Source organism: Altererythrobacter chaiwopuensis, from assembly GCF_054957735.1.
Genome location: NZ_JBTXJF010000001.1, coordinates 517,232 through 536,966, shown reverse-complemented (window position 1 = coordinate 536,966; position 19,735 = coordinate 517,232). Strand labels below are relative to the sequence as shown.

Here is a 19,735-nt window from a genome sequence, read left to right as displayed (position 1 = left end):
AACTATAAACACGCCTCGAGATATGCCTGGTCAAAGCCGAACTGGCGCGCCTTTTCAAGCGTATAGGGCCGCAGACCGCTGGAACGGAATTCGCCCAGGATCTTGCCGTCATCGGTCTCGTCCAGATATTCGAACTTGAACAGCTCCTGCGTCACGATCACATCGCCTTCCATCCCGATGACTTCGGTGATGTTGGTGGTACGGCGCGAACCGTCGCGCAAGCGTTTCACCTGCACGATCAGATCGACCGATTCGGCGATCTGGCGGCTGATGGCTTCCTTCGGGATCTTGATGTCACCCATCAGGATCATGTTTTCCATGCGGCCCAGGCACTCACGCGGGCTGTTGGCGTGCAGCGTACACATCGAACCGTCGTGGCCGGTGTTCATCGCGGCAAGCAGGTCGAAACATTCCGCGCCGCGAATTTCGCCCAGGATGATCCGGTCAGGCCGCATACGCAGTGCGTTCTTGACCAGATCGCCAATCGTGATTGCGCCCTGGCCTTCAAGGTTCGGCGGGCGCGTTTCGAGGGGTAGCCAGTGCGGCTGTTGCAAGCGCAGTTCGGCCGCGTCCTCGATGGTCAGCACACGCTCGCCCGGATCGATCATCTTCGACAAGGCGTTGAGCATGGTCGTCTTACCCGAACCGGTACCGCCAGAGATCACCACGTTCATCCGGCAGGCACCGGCAATTTTCAGGCAGGTCGCCATCTTCTCGCTCATCGAGCCGAATTCCTTCAGCATGTCGATGGTGATGGGCTTTTCCGAGAATTTGCGAATCGAGATCGCCGTCCCGCGCAATGACAGCGGCGGCACAATTACGTTGACGCGGCTGCCGTCCTTGAGGCGGGCGTCGGCAAGCGGTGTTGTCTGGTCTACGCGGCGCCCGACCTGGTTCACGATGCGCTGAGCGATCTGGAACAGGTGCGATTCGTCGCGGAACTGGATCGGAGCCAGCTGCAATTTGCCCTTCTTTTCAACATAGGTCTGCTGCGGGCCATTGACCATGATATCCGAGATATCGGGATCGTTGAGCAATTCCTCCAGCGGGCCGAAGCCCAGAAGCTCGTCGATCAGCACCTTTTCCAGCGCGAATTGTTCGCGGCGGTTCAGCGTGACCTTCAGCTCGGCTAGCACTTCCATGATGATCGGCCGGAATTCTTCCGACAGCTCTTCCTTCGAAAGCGTGGCAGCCGCTTCCGGGTCAACGCGTTCGAGCAGGCGCGGCAGCACCTGTTCCTTGATCTTGTGGATGCTGGCTTCGAACCCGCCTACGCCCACATCTTCGTGGACCATATTGGCGCGATCGTCGAGGCGGCTCATCGCCTCTTCAGTGGTTGCCGGCCTGGCGTTGCCAGAGGGGGCAGCTGCCGGGACTTGCGTGGCTGATCCACCGGCACCGGGTATCGGGGGAAACTGCGCGCCGCCGCTTTCGCCCAGGGGAGACTTGTCGCCGCCCTTCATAGGGCGTGCCACGCCAAAGGAAGGGCGTGCACCGGGCTTCATTCCCGCAGGTCCGGATTTCTTTCCGAATGCACTCATTCCCTGGTCCCCAAACGGCTAACTTCGCTTACGAGTGCCATCAACGCCGCATAGCGAAGATGTCCTCTCGGAAAGTGGTGAATAATTGGGAAACCTTATTATTTTCCTAAGGCGCAAAGGCCACAGTGGCTGCTGCTGATAAACCGTGTTGCGACTTCGCATGGATGGGCTAGAGCCCGGCTACGGAGCGCCCAATCGTATCAATCTTCAAGCAGAAAGTTCAGCCAATTGAACAACAACCGCACTGGATTGCTGCTCGCGATCTGCGGCTTTGCCATGCTTTCTGTTGGTGATGCGGTGATCAAGACCATGGCTGGACTTTGGCCGGTTCCCGCGGTTGCAGCATTGCGCTTTACCATCGGCGCGGTTGCGCTTGGGATTTTGTTGCTACGGCAAGAGGGGGTGCAGGGTTTCCGTCCGCGCTATCCCTGGCTCCAACTGGCGCGCGGCGGCAGTCTGGCGATTTCTTCGCTTGCCTTCTTCTCCGCCATTTACGTCATGCCGCTGGCAGAAACGATGGCAATTACATTCCTTTCGCCGGTGCTCACAGCTGTGCTGAGCGGCCCATTGCTGGGCGAGCGCGTGCGCCCGGCGGTGTGGCTGGCATCGCTTGCTGCGCTGGCGGGGGTGGTGCTGATCCTGCGGCCCAACCTGGCGGAGCTCGGCTGGCCCGCGCTACTGCCGCTTGTCGCTGCGGTATTCTTTTCACTGATGATCATCACCAACCGCGCCTCGGCAGGGCATGGCAGTCCGCTGGCGATGCAGGCCTATATGGCGATCATTGCCGCGCCGCTGCTGATCGCGGTTGCCATGGGAACGCAATGGCTTGGTATTGAAGGTATGCAGTTCGGCTGGCCCAGCTGGAACATCGTGCTGCGCTGCACCTTTGTGGCATTCACGGCCACATGCGCGCATTGGCTGGTCTATCTCGGCACATCGCGGGCCGGGGCGGCGCAGATCGCGCCTGCATCCTATGTCCAGCTGCTGGTCGCCTCGCTGCTGGGCTGGTGGTTCTTCGGGGATGTACCTGATCTCCTTACAATTGCCGGAGCTTCGATCATCATCGGGGCCGGGCTATTCCTATGGCGAAACAGCGTTCGCGCGCATCCGGGCCAATAAGGCATTTGAAGGCGCGGCCGGGCGCGCTAGAGGCAAGCTTGCATTCAGCCGGGGCGAGCTAGCGCGCCGGTTTCATCTTCTGACCGGTCAAGCGGGGCATCTATGTGTGGAATCATTGGCATTGTTGGACAGGGTACGGTGGCAGACCGGCTGGTCGATGGCCTCAGGCGGATGGAATATCGCGGTTATGACAGCGCGGGGCTGTGCACGATCGACAACGGCACGCTGATCCGCCGCCGCGCGGAAGGCAGGCTCTCCAACCTTCTTGCCGTGCTTGAAGATCAGCCCGCAACCGGCAATGTCGGCATCGCCCACACGCGCTGGGCGACCCACGGTGCCCCCACCGCCAGCAATGCCCATCCGCACGCGACCGAACATGTGGCTATCGTCCACAACGGCATCATCGAGAACTTCAAGGAATTGCGCGATGAATTGCGCGCTGACGGGCGCGAATTCCAGAGCGAGACCGACAGCGAAGTCGTTGCCCATCTGGTCTCTCGGCGGATTGAAGCGGGGGATACGCCTGAAGAGGCGATGCGCGATGTGCTGCCGCGACTGCGCGGCGCGTTTGGCCTGGCGATCATCTTCCGCGACTATCCCGATCTGCTCGTCGGCGCGCGGCTCGGCTCACCGCTGGTGGTGGGCTATGGCACGGGTGAAAACTCGGGCGAGATGTATCTCGGCTCTGACGCGCTTGCGCTTGCCCCTCTGACCCAGCAGATCGCCTATCTCGAAGAGGGCGACTGGACGGTTATCAGCCGCGACGGGGCGCAGATCTTCGATGTCGAGAACAATCCCGTCGAGCGCGAAAGGCGCCATTCGGGGGCTTCTGCGGCGGCGGTTGAGAAGGGCAATTACCGCCACTTCATGCAGAAGGAGATCTTCGAACAGCCAACCGTGGTCGCGCAAACATTGTCATCCTATCTACGCCGGGCCGACAATACGGTTGCGCTGCCGCAATTCGATTTCGATCTTTCGGCGATCAGGCGGCTGACCATCGTCGCCTGCGGCACTTCCTATTACGCTGGCATGGTCGCCAAGTACTGGTTCGAGCATTTTGCGCGTCTGCCGGTCGATATCGATGTGGCGAGCGAGTTTCGCTATCGCGATCCGGTGCTGGAAGAAGGCGGGCTGGCGCTGTTCATTTCGCAGAGCGGCGAAACCGCCGACACGCTTGCCGCGCTGCGCCATTGCCGCCAGGCCGGGCAGACGATCGCGGTGGTGGTGAATGTCCCCACCAGCACCATGGCGCGCGAAGCAGACCTGCTGCTGCCCACCCATGCCGGGCCGGAGATCGGCGTGGCATCGACCAAGGCCTTTACCTGCCAGCTGGCAGTGCTCGCCGCGCTGGCTGCGCATATGGCGGTCAAGAAGGGCCGGATGAGCAGGGAGGAAGAACAGGAGGTGGTCAAACACCTGCTCGAAGCACCGGCCGCGCTTAACGCTGCGCTCGATCATGATGATGATATCGCGGCGATGGCGCATCTGATCGCCCCGGCGCGTGACGTGCTCTATCTGGGCCGTGGCCCGGATTATCCTCTGGCGCTGGAAGGCGCACTAAAACTCAAGGAAATCAGCTATATACATGCCGAGGGCTATGCTTCGGGCGAAATGAAGCACGGTCCCATCGCGCTGATCGACGAAGATGTGCCTGTAATCGTGATCGCGCCGTCCGGGCCACTGTTCGAAAAGACCGTTTCCAACATGGAAGAAGTGCGCGCGCGCGGCGGGCAGATCGTGCTGATTTCCGACGCCAAGGGGCTGGAGCAAGCGGGCGAGGGGTGCATGGCCACGATTGAGATGCCTGAAGTGCACCCGCTGATCGCGCCGCTGGTCTATGCCGTGCCGGTACAATTGCTCGCCTACCACACGGCCTGTGTCAAAGGCACCGATGTCGATCAACCGCGCAACCTGGCCAAATCGGTGACGGTGGAATAGGGGCCGTGCAAGTTTGTAGCTGGAATTCAGCATTTCAGTGTGAAATGACCCATGAGTTTCTGAACTGCTTTACTGCCGCATAACCTTTCAAGGTTAATTGCGGGTGGGTGAGCGAACTTGATACGACCTTTCACAGCACGTCACCGCAACTGACGACTGCCGCCGTTCTGGGCTTGACTGACCCGCACGGCGAGGATTGGTCGCGGCTGCGCGGCATGCAATTCTCCGCGCTGGGCAAGCTCACCCCGATCCGGATGTTCGTCAACTTTGTTCTGGCCGTAATGGCAGTCTGGCTGCTCAGGAACGCGGTCAGCCCGATGTGGCTGGGGGCCTGGTTTGGGGCCATGCTGCTGGTCCAGGCACGCGGCGCGCAGGTCGATCGCAGGCTGGCGGATACAGACCGGCGCCAGGTCAGGTTGGATGATATGCTGCTCCATTCGTCAACACCGCTGCTGGCGGGATTGTTGTGGGCGCTTGCATTGGTTGCCTTCGCGCCGGTTACGCCCGGCTATGGTGGGCTTGCGCTGTGGGCGATGGCGGCATTCCTGGTTATGAGCGCGGTGGTCTTCTACAGTGCTGCGCCTCTCGGCATAGTGGTGTTCACAGCCACGCTGGGCACAGGCGCGCTTGTGGCCCTGTGGCGACAGGAACTGGTCGAACTTTCGCTGTTTGTGGCGGCCTTCATCCTGGTTGCGTTGATTGGCGCGGTGAACGGCGGGCGGACGTTCCTCAAGGCGAGGATCGCCGAGATCAGCATGGCCGAAAAGGATGCGGTTGTCTCTTTGCTCCTGCGCGAGTTCGAAGAGAACGAAGCAGACTGGTTGTGGGAAATTGATCCGGCCCGGCGAATCCGCAGCGTATCTCCGCGCTTTGCCTATGCGCTGTCATGCAAGGCTGCCGATGCCGAAGGAAAACCGCTGCTTGAAATGATCGCCGGCAAGGGCTGGGATGGTGGCCAGTTGCCCCCAAGCCTGCATGACCTGGCCGAAAAACTGCAAAACCGGGAAAATTTCTCAAATGCCATGGTCGAAGTCTCGATCAGGGGCCAGCGCCGCTGCTGGGAACTTTCCGGCACGCCCATACTTGATGAGCGCGGCAAGTTCCTGGGCTTTCGCGGAGTTGGCTCGGACGTTACCGTACAGCGCGAATCCTCGGAAAAGATCGCCTATCTCGCGCGCTTTGACACGCTCACATCGCTGCCCAATCGCTTGCAGCTTACCGAGGCGATTGGCGAGGCAATGCAGTATGCCGAGCACTGGCGCACGCAATGTGCATTCCTGATGATCGATCTTGACCGGTTCAAATCGGTCAATGATTCGCTTGGCCACCAGATCGGTGACCGGCTGCTGGCGCAGGTATCGGCGCGGCTCAAGGCGCTGATCGGCGACAATCAATTGTGCGGCAGGCTGGGTGGCGACGAATTCGCGGTTGTGATCCGCGACGCCACTGACCACCGCTTGATCGATAAGGTCGCGCTGATGGTGATCGAGAGCCTTTCCGAACCCTATGTGGTCGATAACCACACGCTGTTTGTGGGGGCGAGCGTTGGATCGGCAATCGGACCGCGCGACGGGCGTTCGGTGGAAGAACTGATGCGCAATGCCGATTTGGCGCTTTACCGCGCCAAGGATGCCGGGGGCGGGCGCCATTGCCAGTTTGAACCTATCCTGCATGCATCGGCGGAAGAACGGCGCAAGCTGGAGCTTTCGCTGCGCGGTGCACTCGATCGTGACGAACTGATGCTGCAATACCAGCCGGTGGTTGACGCCAAGGACGAGAGCCTCGTGAGCTTCGAGGCGCTGGTGCGCTGGCACAGTCCGGAGCATGGCCTTGTCAGCCCGGCCAAGTTCATTCCCGTGGCGGAAGACACCCGCATGATCCTGCCGATTGGCAAATGGGTGCTGCGCCAGGCATGCCGCGAAGCGCGCAACTGGCCTGAGCATGTAAAGGTAAACGTCAATGTCTCGCCCGAGCAATTGCTCGATACAGACTTTACCAACGATGTGGTCCTGGCGCTTGCTGAAACGGGCCTGCGGCCCGAGCGGCTCGAAATCGAAGTGACTGAAAGTATCTTCCTGCGCGATGCAACCGTGGCGCGTAGTGCGCTCGAACAGGTCATGGCGCTGGGGTGCAGTGTGGCGCTGGATGACTTTGGCACCGGCTATTCCTCGCTCGGTTACCTGCGCAAATTGCGCTTTTCAACGATCAAGGTGGACCGGACCTTTGTGAAGGGCGCCGCGCAGCAAAGTGCGGAAAGCCTTGCGATCATCCGCGCCGTGGTGGCGATGGCGCAAAGTCTGGACATGACGACCACCGCAGAGGGCGTCGAAACGATTGAGGAGGCCGAACTGATCAAGGCGCTGGGATGCGACAAGATTCAGGGCTATTATTATGGGCGGCCAATGTCCGCCGATGATGCGCTGCAACTGTTCCGCGCTCCGGGTGTCAAGCACGCCTGAGCCGCTTCACAATGTCAGATCAGGCCGCAACCAGGCTGCCGACCACGCTTTCGAACAGGCGGCATCCATCATGGCCGCCAAGCGCGTCTTCGATCGCGCGCTCGGGGTGGGGCATCATGCCCAGCACATTGCCCGAGGCATTGAGGATACCGGCAATGTCGCGGCGTGAGCCGTTGCAGGGTTCGGCATAGCGGAAGGCGACCCGGCCTTCGCCTTCGATCCGGTCAAGCGTCGCCTCATCAGCGAAGAAATTGCCGTCATGATGCGCCACCGGGATGCGGATCACCTCACCGGCCTCATAGGCACTGGTGAACAGCGATTGATTGTTTTCCACTGTCAACGGCACGGTGCGGCAGATGAAGTTCTGGCCGGCGTTGCGCATCAGGGCGCCGGGCAGCAAGCCCGCCTCGGTCAGCACCTGGAAGCCGTTGCATACGCCCAGAACCGGCACGCCGCTTTCGGCTGCCTGCACCACCGCGCGCATGATCGGGCTGCGCGCGGCCATCGCGCCGGAACGCAGATAATCGCCATAGGAAAAGCCGCCCGGCAGCGCGATGAAATCGAGCCGCTGGGGCAATTCGGCATCGCCGTGCCACACGCGCAGCGCGGGGACGCCGGAAATCTTTTCGATCGCCACCGCCATGTCACGGTCGCAGTTCGAACCGGGAAAAGTGATGACGGCGGCACGGAAAGCCATCAGGCGGGTTCCCCCTGGCCGGGCTTTTCGATGACGTAATCCTCGATCACCATATTGGCGAGCAGCTTGCGGCACATATCGTCGAGAGCCGCGTCGCTGGTGTCGTCGGCCACATCCATCTCGATCACCCTGCCGATGCGGACATCCTTGACCCCGCCGAAACCGAGCCCTTCGAGGGCGTGATGGACGGCGCGGCCTTGCGGGTCGAGCACACCGGGCTTGAGGCGGACCAGGACACGGACTTTCATGGTTTGCTCCTCGGCAGGCTAACTGCGGCACCGGATTCGTGAACCCCGGGCCACTTTGGCGGTGCCTATAGCGAGATGGAGGCCAAGTGCAATCGGCGCGTCGGGTTTCCCCACGGCGGGGGCTGCCTAATTGCCGCCGTTTTCCTTCGCATCGGTTTGCGGCACCACCAGGAACTCGACGGCATCGGATGGCACCAGATAGGTCTGCGCTGCCACCTGCATATCGCGCGCGGTAAAGCCTTTCAGTATTTCAGGCGCCGCAAAGAAGCGGTCGAGCCTGTCGGCCTCGCTTTGCGCCCGGTCCGCGAAGGTCATCCAGCCGCCCAGCGATTTGAGCATATTGTCATAGCTTTCGAGCAGCGGCTGGCGCGCTCGGTTGACTATATCTTCGTCAAGCTCGCCATCTTGCAGCCCTTCCAGCATTTCGCCGATTGCCTGGCGCGCCGGGTCGAGCTGGGCATTGTCGATCGCGACGTTGAGACTGAAAGTGCCGTAGCCGCGCCAAACGCGCGACATCGAGCTGCTGGCAGACGGCGAATAGGCCTGGCCCAGCTCTTCGCGCAATTGTTCCTGCAGGCGAATCTGGACCACGCGTCCGAGCAGGTTCAGCCGCAGCGCTTCGGCAAGGTCGCTATCATCGTTTGTGGGCCAGACCATACTTATCAACGCCTGGTCAGGCTCGCCGCTATGCGTGATCGTGTGTGTGCCGCGTTGCGCAGTAAACGGCCTGGTGCGGGCTGTCTCGCGCGGTTCGAACTCGGCTTCACGTTCGGGCAGCGCACCAAGAGTCCTGGCCACAGCATCGATCGCGGCCTGTTCGTCGAAATCCCCAACCAGCGCCAGTTCGATTGCACCATTGGTCAGGCGATCTCCGATATCGGCAGCAAGCCTGGCAAAGGTGCGGCTTTCATAGGCTTCGCGTGGTTGCAACGAAAAGCGCGGATCACCTTCAGACAGGATCGCCCCCATGCGATTGCCCAGCGCCTGCGCCGGCGTGGCATCAAGGCTGGCAAAGAATTGTGCGATGCCGCGGCGATAGCGTTCTTCGCCTTCGCTGCGATAGCCCGGATCGCTGAGGGTGGCGGCGAGCAATTGCAGCTGCAATTCGAGATCGCGCGGGGTGGTTCCGCCGCTCATCCGGAATGCATCGGCCAATGAGTCGATCGAAAAACGCACGCTGCGCCCGGCAAGGATGCTCACCAGCTCATCCTGGCTGTGTGCCCCAAGGCCGCCCGCCGCGAGCGAAGAGATCATGGCAGTCTTGAGCGGATCATCTGCCGAATTGAGCAGGCTGCCGCCATCAAGCGTGAGGCGATAGCTGATGCGGTCTTCGCGGATATCGGTTTGCTTGAGGTTCAGCCGCACGCCATTGGCGAAGCGAATCAGGCGGAATCCGAAGCGTTCGTCGCTTGTGTCGGAAACGATCGTGCCGGGCTGGCCGAAATCCTGATAGGCGAATTTGGCCTGATCGCGCCATTCGGGCGCGCTTAGCTGCGCCAGCGCCGCTTCGTTCCATGCTTCGCGCAGGGCATGGCTGCCGCCTTCAGGTGCCGATCGGCCCTGATAACGGATCAGCGGATTATCGAGCGGGACCGCGTCTTCGCGCACTGCGGCAAGGGCGGCTTCAGGCGTGATCTCGTCAGCGAAATTTTCGAACCGTTCAAGCGCGCTTTGCGGGGTTGAGGGGATCTGTTCGCCATCGATCAGCGCGAGCGCGGCTGCGGCAAGTGAGGCATGGGTGCGGGTGGCGCTGCCGCCTGCCGCGTTTTCGATCGCTGTGCGTAAGCCCGCGACTTGCTCTGCAACCTCGGCTTCGCTGAACCCGAATTCCAGTGCCTTGCGCGTTTCCATTGCCGCCGCGATTACGCCGCGGCGCCATTCGCCGTCGGCAGTATTGACGGTGAGGGTGGTGGAGCGGGCATCCTCGAACAGATCGCCTGTGGCAATACCGGCGCTGCGGAACGGGGCATCCCCGCCGCGCGCCAGCGCTTCCAGCCGCCGATTGATGATGCCATAGCCCACCGTGCGCAGCAGGCCCTGCTGCCGGTTGGCAACCGTATCAGGCCGCTCGATCCAGGGGCCAGAGCGCGAAATGCTGATCCTTTCGGGCAAGGCCGGGTCGACATAGATGTCGCTTTCGCCAGCTCGGGTGATATCGACCGGGCCGGTTTCCGGCTCGACCGGGCCGGGCGCCGATTCCCAATCATCAAACCAGTACCGTAAACGCGCTTCGATCAGCGCGACCGGAAAATCGCCCACGATCACCATGGACGTGTTGGCCGGCACATAGGTGCGTTCATAGAACGCGCGCAGGTCAGCCGCGCTGGCGTTCTCCAGCACTTCGACTGCGCCGATCGGCAAGCGGTTGACAAACCGTGCGACCGGGGCCGCGAATTCAAGCTCGTCCTCAAGCTGCTTATAGGCAAAATTGCGCCGGTCGCGCCGCTCCGCCAGGATAATGCCGCGCTCGCGATCGACCGCATCCTGCTCAATCAAGAGCTCGCTCGACGTTTCGCGCATCAGCATCAGCGCGGTATCCAGCAGACTCTCGTCATTGCGCGGAAGATCAAGCTGATAGACCGTCTGCTCCAGCCCGGTCGAGGCATTGGTATCTGCGCCGAAAGCCAGCCCTTCGCGCTCGAGCAGCTTGATCATCTCGCCTTCCGGGATCCGCTTTGAACCATTGAAGGCCATGTGTTCGATAAAGTGCGCCAGCCCGCGTTCGCTCTCCGCCTCGTCAAGCGAACCGGAGCCGATGTGGAGCCGGATAATCGCCGTCCCCTCGGGCGTGTCATTCTGCCGCAAGATGTAGCGCATCCCGTTGTCCAGCACCCCGAAATGGTACTCTGGATCGACCGGGATGTCGCTCTGCTCGAACGCCCATGAGGGCGCAGGTGTCTGTTGTGCGAATGCGGCTGCAGGCTGGAGCGCGAATGCGACCAATGCCGCGATAATAGTGGGAAAACGCATGGTTCCTGCTTACTTGCTCGGCCTAGCCTTGCAAGTGGCTGAACCGCCGAGTCTACTTCTTCGGTGGTTTGGGCTGGGCGCCCCGCAACCGGCCGCGGTGCACTGAAAGATCGAACACTTCGCCCGGGCCGCTGTCGTCATTCTGCAGCAGGCCAAGCCGCCGCGCGACTTCCTGATAGGCTTCGCTTTCCCCGCCCAGATCGCGGCGGAAGCGATCCTTGTCGAGCTTTTCGCCGGTCTTCATGTCCCACAGCCGGCAGCCATCGGGGCTGATTTCGTCAGCCAGGATCACGCGGCTGAAATCGCCGTCATAAAGCCGGCCGAACTCGAGCTTGAAATCGATCAGGCGGATGTCGACCGCGGCGAACATGCCGCACATGAAATCATTGATGCGGATCGCCATGGCGGCGATGTCCTGCATTTCTTCCGGCCCGGCCCAGTTGAAGCAGGCGATATGCTCTTCGGCGATCATCGGATCGCCCAGTGCGTCATCCTTGTAGTAATACTCGATCAGCGTGTGCGGCAGCGGCTCACCCTCCGGGATGCCCAGGCGCTTGGAAATGGATCCTGCAGCGACATTGCGCACCACCACTTCGATCGGGATGATTTCCACCTGGCGCACCAATTGTTCGCGCATGTTCAAGCGGCGGATGAAATGCGTGGGGATGCCGATATGCGCCAGCCGGGTGAAAACATGTTCGCTGATGCGGTTGTTGATCACGCCCTTGCCGTTGATCGTGCCCTTCTTCTCGGCATTGAAGGCGGTTGCATCATCCTTGAAATACTGGATCAGCGTGCCCGGCTCGGGGCCTTCGTAGAGGATCTTGGCCTTGCCTTCGTAGATCTGGCGACGACGCGACATTGTGGGTTCATCCTGCTCTAAAAATACATGCGCCCCGGCGGGCTTTGCCATCAGGCAAGGCGGCGGCCGGGGCGGGCGCCCAGCCATACTCGCAACGCGGGAAATTGGCAAACGCCTGTGCAGCTGTGCCGCGCGCTGGCGCAGTGGTGCCTCGGGGCGGGATCGAACCACCGACACTACGATTTTCAGTCGTATGCTCTACCAACTGAGCTACCGAGGCATCGCTACTGCGACGGTGAACAATACACCGGCGAGCGAATGAGAGCGCGCCTATGGCGAAGGCGTGACGGATTGGCAAGGGGGAATTGGCCGATTTAGGCTCACTCGTTCTCTTCGCGGACGATCTCGCCCGCAATCTCTTCCGGCAGGGCAGGGCGGCCGGGCACGGCGTAGCCGTCACCAAACCACAGCGCGAGGTCGCGGTCCTTGCAGCGGCTTGAGCAGAAAGGGTGAAACTCCTCGCTGCTTGGTTTCTTGCAGATCGGGCAGGGCCTGAGCTTGGTCATAGCGGCACTGCCTGCGCGAATCCCGCTTCAAGCGCAAGCTTCGGATCGTTTGCGATGCGAACTTCACGCCCGCTGCGCCGCGAAAGTTCAGCCAGCCATTCCGGCTTCAGGCAGGCAATAATCGCGGGGTGGGCCGTGAGCAGCAAGGCACCGGCTTCGGCGACACGTTCGGCCCGGCGCAACAGCAAGCGTGCCGCCGCACCCCGCCGGCTCAGTGATATTTGCTGCAAGATCGATGCACGCATCAGCCGGGCCACGATCTGGACAAAGCCGAACCCGTTCATGGCGGTGCGTTCATGCGGCCAACCAGCCAGCTCATCCTCCAGCCTGCTGTCCACCGCCTTGCGATCGAGCCGGTCGGTCAATGTCGGGAAATCCACCCCGATATTTCCGGCGATATCGAACCGGCGTAGCGCGCGCGCAAGCGCGGGAACTGCATTGAAGGTAATAGCCTCTACCGGATGCCCGTCGACATCGATCAGAGTCATCGCCGGTGTAATGGAGAACAGCAGAGCCCCGCCGTGAAAGGCAACTTCGCCTGACCAGGCTTCGGCGATCAGCTCTTCCCAGTCCGCTTCGTCAGGGAAACGGTGAACGATTTGGGCCTCGTATCCCTCCTTGCGCAGGCTGTCTGCCAGCGATGGCGCGGGATCGAGGGGAAGATCGGTTTTCACCGCCAGTGCGCGCTTGAGCCGCCCGCGCTCGGCAATGGCCTCGCGTTCGACCAGCATCCGGACGGTTGTTCCTTCGCTGTCGGATTTGGGCAACCGGCGTCCGATTGCATCCTCCCCGCTGGAAAAACGGACAATCGCCATTGAGGAAAGCGGGAAACGCTCCGCCACCACGGCCTCGATCACTGCACCGTGGGCAAGCGTGCCCGGCCAGCGCAAACGGGCGGCCGCGATACCGCCCCGGTCAAGCTGGATTGCACGTTCTTCGCCGATCCCCTGTTCGACAAGCCAGGTGCCGATTGCGGAACGTTCAACCAATGTCGAAACCTGCCGCTTTCAACACCGCGCGAGTTTCATAAAGCGGTAGCCCAACCACCCCCGAATGGCTGCCTTGGATCCATGCGATCAGGCCTTCAGCCGCGCCCTGGATGGCGTAGCCACCTGCTTTGCCATGCCATTCGCCAGTGGCGAGATAGGCCGCGATCTCCTCGTCCGAGAGGCGCTTGAAGCGGACAGAAGTGGTGCTGAGCTTCTCGCGCAGCGTCCCGTCAGGTGCCTTGAGCGCGATTGCGGAGAGCACGCGGTGGCGCCGACCTGACAGCAGATCAAGGCATTGGCGGGCAGTTGCTACGTCTTCCGCCTTGGGCAGGATCCTGCGGCCCAGAGCGACCACGGTATCGCCGCCCAACACGTGGCCATTGCCTGCCACTGCCAGTGCCTTTTCGCGCGCCATGCGCACGGCATATTCCAGGGGCAGCTCGCCCTTGCGGGGGGTTTCATCAATATGAGCGGGGCAGACGGCAGCGGGTTCGATCCCAAGCCGCGCGATCAACTCACGCCTTCGAGGGCTGGCCGATGCGAGAATGAGCCCTGGTGAATTCACCAGGATTACTGCGGGCCAGGGCCGCCGCGACCGGGCATGAAGCGATAGGTGATACGCGCCTTGGTCAGATCATAAGGCGTCAGTTCGCACAACACCTCATCGCCCACCAGCACGCGGATGCGGTTCTTGCGCATCTTGCCGGCGGTGTGGCCAAGAACTTCGTGACCGTTTTCGAGCTCAACCCGGAACATCGCGTTGGGCAGCAGTTCCACTACCTTGCCGCGCATTTCGAGGAGTTCTTCCTTGGCCATGTAAATCCTTAAGCTGTGATTTGAGTGCGAATTCGCGCGCGCTTTAGCTGTGCCGGGAGCAAAATGGAAGCCTCGTGCGTTACCACGCCGAATCTTGTAGCTTCTGGTGCCTCGTACGTGTCGCGCGCATTGATGCAAACTAATACATTTCAGCACCTTGTGCCGTTGATCGATTTGAAGGACATGCGCGCTCGATGAGCTCCAGAAAAATTCTGCTAGCGGGAACTTGTCTTGCCTGGGGCCTGGCGAATCCGGCGCAGGCGCAACAGCAGGCGGCGGCAGTTGCGGTGCAATCACAGGACCCGCAGGAACAGGCGACGCAAACCGGCCCGATCGGCGAAATCACGGTTCGGGCAGATCGCCTGCGCGGACAGCTCGATGTCGATCAGGCGCCCGTGCTCGAGCTCAACGAAGCCGATATCCAGGCGATCGGGGCGACATCCGTGGCGGATCTGATCCAGTCGATTGCCGCGCAGACCGGGTCGTCGCGCGGACGCGGCGGTGGTCAGCCGGTTTTCCTCGTCAACGGCATCCGGATCAGCAATTTTCGCGAACTGCGCTCTTATCCGCCCGAGGCAATCGCCAAGGTCGAGGTGCTGCCCGAGGAAGTGGCGCAGCGTTTCGGCTTTCCGCCCGACCGCCGCGTCGTCAACATGATCCTCAAGGACAATTACTCGAGCCGCGAGGTGGAGCTGGAATTCGAAGGGCCAGACCGAGGCGATTCGTTGGCGCTTGAGCAGGAGTTCACCTATCTCAAGATCGACAATGGCGCCCGCCTCAACATCAATGCCGAAGCGCGCGATGTTTCACTGCTGACCGAGGCAGAGCGCAATGTAACCCAGGCCGATGGATCGCAATCCAGCGTGACTGGCGATCCCGATCCGGCGCGCTTTCGCAGCCTGTTGCCCGATACGTTCAATGCCGAGGCGACAGTCAACTGGGCCAAGGCGATCATGGAAAGCGGATCTTCGGTCAGCTTCAATGGCACCTATGAACGCAGCGAAAGTCGCAGCCTTTCAGGTCTCAATTCGGTTGTGCTGGTGGACCCGCTCGGCAATTCCGCAACCCGTACCTTCGGCGCCGAAACCCCGCTTGAACGCAAGACTTCCAGCGATACCTTTTCCGCCGCCGGTTCCTATGCATTGCCGTTGGGCGGTTTCCAGCTGACCACGACTGTCGATGCCAGCCTGGCCGAAAGCACCACCCTGATCGACCGGCGCTTCGATACTCAGGAACTGCGCGATGCGGCGACGGCGGGAACGCTGGCGCTTGACGCAGCGCTGCCGATCCAGGCCGAAAACGGATTTGACACCGCGCAAACACGATTGTGGAGCGGCAACGGCAAGGCGACGCTGCGGGGCGCGCCATTCTACCTGCCCGCGGGAGAACTGTCTGCGACTTTCGACCTTGGTTTCAACTGGGACCGGATCGAAAGCAATGACACGCGCACAGCGGGCGATACGCAGCTGACGCGCGGCGACCTGGAAGCCGGAATCAATATCGCCATCCCCATAACCAGCCGCCGGGACATGGTGTGGGACGCGCTTGGCAGCATTTCGTTGAACGGCCAGTTCGGGGTCAACCATCTGTCCGACTTCGGCACCTTGAGTGACTGGAGCGCCGGGCTCAACTGGTCACCGTGGGGCAATCTTGACCTTCAGGCGACCTATATCTGGCGCGAAGTGGCGCCAAGTCTTGGCAGCCTGGGCAACCCGCGGGTCGAGACCCTGAACGTGCAGACCTTCGATTTTGCGCGCGGGGAAACGGTGCTTGCCACGATCATTTCCGGCGGCAATCCCGACCTGCAGGCGGAAACCCAGAAAGACTGGAAATTCACCACCAATTGGGAATTGCCCTTCTGGAAGGACACGCGGCTGTCGGCAGAGTTCATCCGCAACCGTTCGAGCGATGTCACCAGCGGCTTTCCGGTCCTGACCAGCGCGATCGAAGCGGCCTTTTCCGAACGGGTCGAGCGTGACGCGGATGGCCGGCTGCTGTCGATCGACCGCCGTCCGGTGACCTTTGCCCGGACCCGGTCCAACCGGCTCGTTTTCGGGCTGGTGACGCGCGGAAGTTTTGGTGAGGCCAGGCTGCAGGCCGAACGCAGTGGCCGCAGTGCGCCAACGGGCCAGCCGGGCGCAGGCCCGCGTGCCATGGGCGGACCGCCCGATGCCGGGCGGCGCGCAGCCTTTATGCGGTTTCGCGAGCGGATCTGCGCAGAAGACGGACTGTCCGTATTGCAACAATTCGCTGAAGCCGCCGTGCGCGGCGATGATCTGGCCCAGCAGTTTCCAGAGTTCGATCCGGAACGAGCCCGGCGGATGGTGGAACAGCTGCGCGCGGCTGATGGCTCGATCGATCAGGAACGGCTGGCGGGCTTGCGCGAGCGGATCTGCAGTTTTGATCCTTCGGCAATGGGGCAAGGCACACCGCCCGGCGGCAGTCCGGCCGAGGGTGGAGCGGCGGCTGGAGCGGGCGGCCCATCGGCAGCGCGTGGTGGCGGCCCCGGCGGGCGAGGAGGCTTCGGGAATGACGGGCGCGGGCGCTATTTCTTCAACCTGACGCACACGATCGAACTCGATAATACCATTGTCGTGGCTGACGGCGGGCCTCTGCTCGATCTGCTCGATGGCGATGCGATAAGCGAGAGCGGGCAGGTGCGCCATTCTTCGCGGATTGAAGGCGGCATGTTTCGCAACGGCATGGGGCTGCGCCTGTCGGGCGCCTATACCGGCAAGACGCGGATCGACGGCAGCGGACTGCCGGGCGGCAGCACGCTGCGTTTTGGCGATCTCGCGACAGTGGACCTGCGGCTGTTCATGGAACTTGGCCAGGTGCTCAAGCAGGAAAGTGGCCTGCTCAAGAACTTCCGCGTTTCATTTCGGGCCGATAATGTGTTCGATGCCCGCCGCCGCGTAACCGATGCAAATGGCGAGGTGCCGCTGCGTTACCAGCCGTACCTGATTGATCCCACCGGTCGGTTCGTGGGGGTGGATCTGCGCAAGCTGTTCTGACGCCAGCGCCCTTACCGCTGGCCGGTCAGTTGAAACCGGTCTGCGGGAACATCCATTTTTGCGCCAGCGGAACCTCGAATGGCGTCCAGTCATCCTCTGGCTGTGCCAGCCGGTCAGCAATCGCGATCATCACCGAGGGGTTGACTCCCAGCCCGCAATGGCTGGCGTAAACCTCGATATTCTCGCTGGGCGTGCGGGTGGGTTTCTGCACCGAACCGCGCCAATGCACGATACCGTCGGTCTTGGTCAGGATCGAGGTGGTCGGCACCGGCGGCGCCTCGTCAAGCCCCTGGAAACGCCCGCCACGCATCGGCTCGGGCTCCTTGCCGTTGAGCAATTCGAACAGGCGGCGGGCATTGGTGTGCCCGCGGTCATCAGAGATCGGGCTGCCGAGGCTGATCACCAGCCGAACCCGATCGGGGTGCAGCTTGGCCAGTTCGCGTGCAAGCACGCCGCCGAGGCTCCAGCCGACCAGCGAAACCTTGCGCCCGCTTTCATCATTGAGCCGGGCGAGCTGGTTTTCGAGCCGTTCGATCAGGGCATTGTCAACGCGGACATTGCGGCCGCTGTCCCAGCCGTGGGCATCATAGCCCAGATCGCGCAGCAACCGGCGCATCGGCGCAGTCGAATTGTTCGTTGCCATGAAGCCAGGCAGCACCTTCACCGTGTGCCCGTCACCACGCGGCAATTGCGACAGGAAGGGGCGGCTGAGGTAGAATGCCCCCAGTTCGAAGAGGGCACGGGCTTCGGCCAGCGTCCACAGCCTGCTGGGCGGGCGTGCCGCGCGATCAAATTCTTCCTCAACCATTGCCAATGTGGCCATATCTGCGTCCCTTTTATTGTCTTTGTCCCGGCCCATCAGGCCTGTTTCGCTTTGCTCGCCGCGCGCTTGCGCTTTGCAGTGGCCCCGCGTTTCGGCTTCGCGGCGGGTTTCTTCGCCGCGACCTTTGCCTTGGCGGAGGGTTTCTTCGCCGCGACCTTTGCCTTGGCGGCGGGTTTCTTCGCCGTTACCTTTACCTTGGCGGCGGGTTTCTTCGCCGTCGGCTTGCGCTTTGCCGCCGGTTTGGCTGCCTTCCCGTCAAGCGCCCTGGCCGCTGCCAGCAGCTCGTTGAAACTGTCCTCGATGCACTGCACGTAGAATTCGGGATCGGGCAGCAATTCACGGTCAGCGGTGAAGGCGACCGTTGCCTCGTCGCAATAGCTCTGCACGACATGCCCAATGCCCATCCCGTCGGTAAGGCAAAGCAGCCCCATCATGCTCTCCAGCCGTGCACCGCTCGAATAGATCGGAATCGGCGGGCCGGGCACATTCGTCACCACTGTTGTGAACGGGGGGCCGACCCCGCGATTGGCGAGGCCAAGGCGGGTATAAAGCTGCGCGCCCAGCGCCATGAACAGCGCAGGCGAGACCTTGCTGATCTCAGTCATGTTGCGCGCGCCCAGCGCATCGGACATCGCCTTGCTGTTGGTGGTCTGCGAATGGACGAATTGCAGCCGTTCTACCGGATCATCGATATGTGTTCCCAGCGGCGCGATCATCGCCGCCACCTGGTTGCCCATATCGCCCTTCTCGCCCGTCGACCGGACCGAGATCGGCGCCATCGCGGTGAGCGTTTTCTTGGGCAAATCATCCTTGGCGAGGAGATATTTGCGCATCGCCCCGCCGATGATGGCCAGGAACACGTCATTGACCTTGGCCCCCGGTGCCAGCGCCCGGATCGCCTTGATGTCTTCCAGCTTGAAGCTGCGTCCTTCGACCACGCGGTGCGGCGAGATGACCCGGTTGAAGCGCGTCTTGGGCGCAACCAGGTCAGAGCTGACCTTGAGTTCCTTGGCGGCCAGCCCCTTGATCGCCCTGGCCAGGCCGGGCGCCGCCTTGGCTGCCACCTCCAGCTGCTTGAGCGGATTGGTGACCGCGTTGAAATAGCTCTTGCCCAGCAGCTCGATCGGATTGGGAACCTTCCCCGGCTTCCATTTGTCAGGCGTATCGGGCGAAGGTGCATCGGCCTGAAGCGTATGCATTGCTTCCATCAGGTCGATCCCGCTCATCCCATCGATCGCGGCGTGATGCACCTTGGTGACCATGGCGAAGCTGCCCTTGGCAACGCCCGGAATATTGTCGAGCCCTTCGACAACCGTGAACTCCCACGGCGGGCGCTCCAGATCCAGCGGGCGCGCGAATATCCGTGCCGCCTGGATGCATAGCTGGCGCCAATCGCCCGGCTTGGGCAGGGCAACATGGCGGACGTGATATTCGAGATCGAAGTCCGGATCCTCGATCCAATAGGGATAATCCAGATCGAACGGCACGCGCACCAGCCGCTGGCGGACTGTACGGCTGAGTTGCAGCCGGCTTTCGAAAAAGCCCAGTATATCCTTGAAGCGAACAAAGCCGCCGGGAGCTGTCTCCGGATTGTAGATCAGGATCGAGCCGATATGCATCGGCGAATTGCGCGATTCCATCGCAACGAAGGACGCATCCATGCCTTGCAGTTGGCGCAAGGGATTCTCCCGCTATGCCCCGCTATGGGGTCTATGTTGCAAATGCTAACACAGTTCGGATCGCGGTCAACTTG

15 protein-coding genes and 1 tRNA gene are annotated in these 19,735 nt (G+C 61.8%); 4 read left to right on the top strand and 12 right to left on the bottom strand.

The window, feature by feature from the left end; translation table 11 throughout:
• Positions 1-2: 2 nt before the first annotated feature.
• Complete coding sequence (locus ACX3VQ_RS02680) at positions 3-1,541, bottom strand: CpaF family protein (protein WP_462571684.1); 1,539 nt, start codon at positions 1,539-1,541, stop codon at positions 3-5.
• Positions 1,542-1,769: 228 nt separating this feature from the next.
• Here ACX3VQ_RS02680 and ACX3VQ_RS02675 point away from each other — a divergent pair, with 228 nt between their 5' ends.
• The 3 genes from ACX3VQ_RS02675 to ACX3VQ_RS02665 all read left to right on the top strand — a co-directional run bounded on the left by ACX3VQ_RS02675 (position 1,770) and on the right by ACX3VQ_RS02665 (position 7,057).
• Positions 1,770-2,660: a DMT family transporter gene (locus ACX3VQ_RS02675; protein ID WP_462579399.1), complete on the top strand. Its 891-nt coding sequence runs from the start codon at positions 1,770-1,772 to the stop codon at positions 2,658-2,660.
• A gap of 102 nt (positions 2,661-2,762) precedes the next feature.
• Positions 2,763-4,598, top strand: coding sequence for a glutamine--fructose-6-phosphate transaminase (isomerizing) (gene glmS / locus ACX3VQ_RS02670; protein WP_462579398.1), 1,836 nt, complete (start codon positions 2,763-2,765; stop codon positions 4,596-4,598).
• A 107-nt stretch (positions 4,599-4,705) separates the two neighbouring features.
• Positions 4,706-7,057, top strand: coding sequence for a putative bifunctional diguanylate cyclase/phosphodiesterase (locus tag ACX3VQ_RS02665; RefSeq protein WP_462579397.1), 2,352 nt, complete (start codon positions 4,706-4,708; stop codon positions 7,055-7,057).
• Positions 7,058-7,076: 19 nt separating this feature from the next.
• Here ACX3VQ_RS02665 and purQ read toward each other — a convergent pair whose 3' ends face one another.
• From purQ to infA, 9 genes are all read right to left on the bottom strand, one after another.
• The gene (purQ, locus tag ACX3VQ_RS02660) at positions 7,077-7,754 is read right to left on the bottom strand and encodes a phosphoribosylformylglycinamidine synthase subunit PurQ (protein WP_462579396.1); all 678 of its coding nucleotides are present in this window, start codon (positions 7,752-7,754) and stop codon (positions 7,077-7,079) included.
• Entirely contained in the window at positions 7,754-8,002 is a 249-nt protein-coding gene (gene purS, locus ACX3VQ_RS02655) for a phosphoribosylformylglycinamidine synthase subunit PurS (RefSeq protein ID WP_462579395.1), read from the bottom strand. The genes purQ and purS overlap by 1 nt, the downstream gene beginning before the upstream one ends.
• Positions 8,003-8,128: 126 nt before the next feature.
• Positions 8,129-10,972: a M16 family metallopeptidase gene (locus tag ACX3VQ_RS02650; RefSeq protein ID WP_462579393.1), complete on the bottom strand. Its 2,844-nt coding sequence runs from the start codon at positions 10,970-10,972 to the stop codon at positions 8,129-8,131.
• Positions 10,973-11,024: 52 nt separating this feature from the next.
• Positions 11,025-11,834: a phosphoribosylaminoimidazolesuccinocarboxamide synthase gene (gene purC / locus ACX3VQ_RS02645; RefSeq protein ID WP_462571691.1), complete on the bottom strand. Its 810-nt coding sequence runs from the start codon at positions 11,832-11,834 to the stop codon at positions 11,025-11,027.
• A gap of 144 nt (positions 11,835-11,978) precedes the next feature.
• A tRNA-Phe gene (locus tag ACX3VQ_RS02640) sits at positions 11,979-12,054 on the bottom strand.
• A gap of 100 nt (positions 12,055-12,154) precedes the next feature.
• Positions 12,155-12,340 carry a DNA gyrase inhibitor YacG gene (yacG, locus tag ACX3VQ_RS02635; protein WP_462579392.1) on the bottom strand — a complete coding sequence of 62 codons (186 nt, stop codon included), beginning with the start codon at positions 12,338-12,340 and terminating at the stop codon, positions 12,155-12,157.
• On the bottom strand, positions 12,337-13,329 hold the full coding sequence (locus ACX3VQ_RS02630) for a ribonuclease (protein WP_462579390.1): 993 nt from the start codon (positions 13,327-13,329) through the stop codon (positions 12,337-12,339). Before ACX3VQ_RS02630 ends, yacG begins: the two co-directional genes overlap by 4 nt.
• Positions 13,322-13,840 carry a Maf family protein gene (locus tag ACX3VQ_RS02625; RefSeq protein ID WP_462580665.1) on the bottom strand — a complete coding sequence of 173 codons (519 nt, stop codon included), beginning with the start codon at positions 13,838-13,840 and terminating at the stop codon, positions 13,322-13,324. Before ACX3VQ_RS02625 ends, ACX3VQ_RS02630 begins: the two co-directional genes overlap by 8 nt.
• 59 nt (positions 13,841-13,899) lie before the next feature.
• Positions 13,900-14,145: a translation initiation factor IF-1 gene (infA, locus tag ACX3VQ_RS02620; RefSeq protein ID WP_047806247.1), complete on the bottom strand. Its 246-nt coding sequence runs from the start codon at positions 14,143-14,145 to the stop codon at positions 13,900-13,902.
• Positions 14,146-14,339: 194 nt separating this feature from the next.
• On the opposite strand from infA, the gene ACX3VQ_RS02615 reads away from it, so the two are divergent.
• Positions 14,340-17,159 carry a hypothetical protein gene (locus ACX3VQ_RS02615; protein WP_462579388.1) on the top strand — a complete coding sequence of 940 codons (2,820 nt, stop codon included), beginning with the start codon at positions 14,340-14,342 and terminating at the stop codon, positions 17,157-17,159.
• A 25-nt stretch (positions 17,160-17,184) separates the two neighbouring features.
• Here the strand turns inward: ACX3VQ_RS02615 and ACX3VQ_RS02610 are convergent, their stop codons facing one another.
• Together ACX3VQ_RS02610 and ACX3VQ_RS02605 are read right to left on the bottom strand one after the other, a co-directional pair.
• Positions 17,185-17,982, bottom strand: coding sequence for an esterase/lipase family protein (locus ACX3VQ_RS02610; RefSeq protein ID WP_462579387.1), 798 nt, complete (start codon positions 17,980-17,982; stop codon positions 17,185-17,187).
• Between the two features lie 35 nt (positions 17,983-18,017).
• Positions 18,018-19,661 carry a WS/DGAT/MGAT family O-acyltransferase gene (locus ACX3VQ_RS02605; RefSeq protein WP_462579386.1) on the bottom strand — a complete coding sequence of 548 codons (1,644 nt, stop codon included), beginning with the start codon at positions 19,659-19,661 and terminating at the stop codon, positions 18,018-18,020.
• Positions 19,662-19,735 lie beyond the last annotated feature (74 nt).

Bases quoted from the DNA above. Each gene is read 5' to 3' on its own strand.
- infA (WP_047806247.1), bottom strand. From the start codon at position 14,145: ATGGCCAAGGAAGAACTCCTCGAAATGCGCGGCAAGGTAGTGGAACTG.
- glmS (WP_462579398.1), top strand. From the start codon at position 2,763: ATGTGTGGAATCATTGGCATTGTTGGACAGGGTACGGTGGCAGACCGG.
- ACX3VQ_RS02610 (WP_462579387.1), bottom strand. From the start codon at position 17,982: ATGGCCACATTGGCAATGGTTGAGGAAGAATTTGATCGCGCGGCACGC.
- ACX3VQ_RS02650 (WP_462579393.1), bottom strand. From the start codon at position 10,972: ATGCGTTTTCCCACTATTATCGCGGCATTGGTCGCATTCGCGCTCCAG.
- purC (WP_462571691.1), bottom strand. From the start codon at position 11,834: ATGTCGCGTCGTCGCCAGATCTACGAAGGCAAGGCCAAGATCCTCTAC.
- yacG (WP_462579392.1), bottom strand. From the start codon at position 12,340: ATGACCAAGCTCAGGCCCTGCCCGATCTGCAAGAAACCAAGCAGCGAG.
- ACX3VQ_RS02615 (WP_462579388.1), top strand. From the start codon at position 14,340: ATGAGCTCCAGAAAAATTCTGCTAGCGGGAACTTGTCTTGCCTGGGGC.
- purS (WP_462579395.1), bottom strand. From the start codon at position 8,002: ATGAAAGTCCGTGTCCTGGTCCGCCTCAAGCCCGGTGTGCTCGACCCG.
- purQ (WP_462579396.1), bottom strand. From the start codon at position 7,754: ATGGCTTTCCGTGCCGCCGTCATCACTTTTCCCGGTTCGAACTGCGAC.
- ACX3VQ_RS02680 (WP_462571684.1), bottom strand. From the start codon at position 1,541: ATGAGTGCATTCGGAAAGAAATCCGGACCTGCGGGAATGAAGCCCGGT.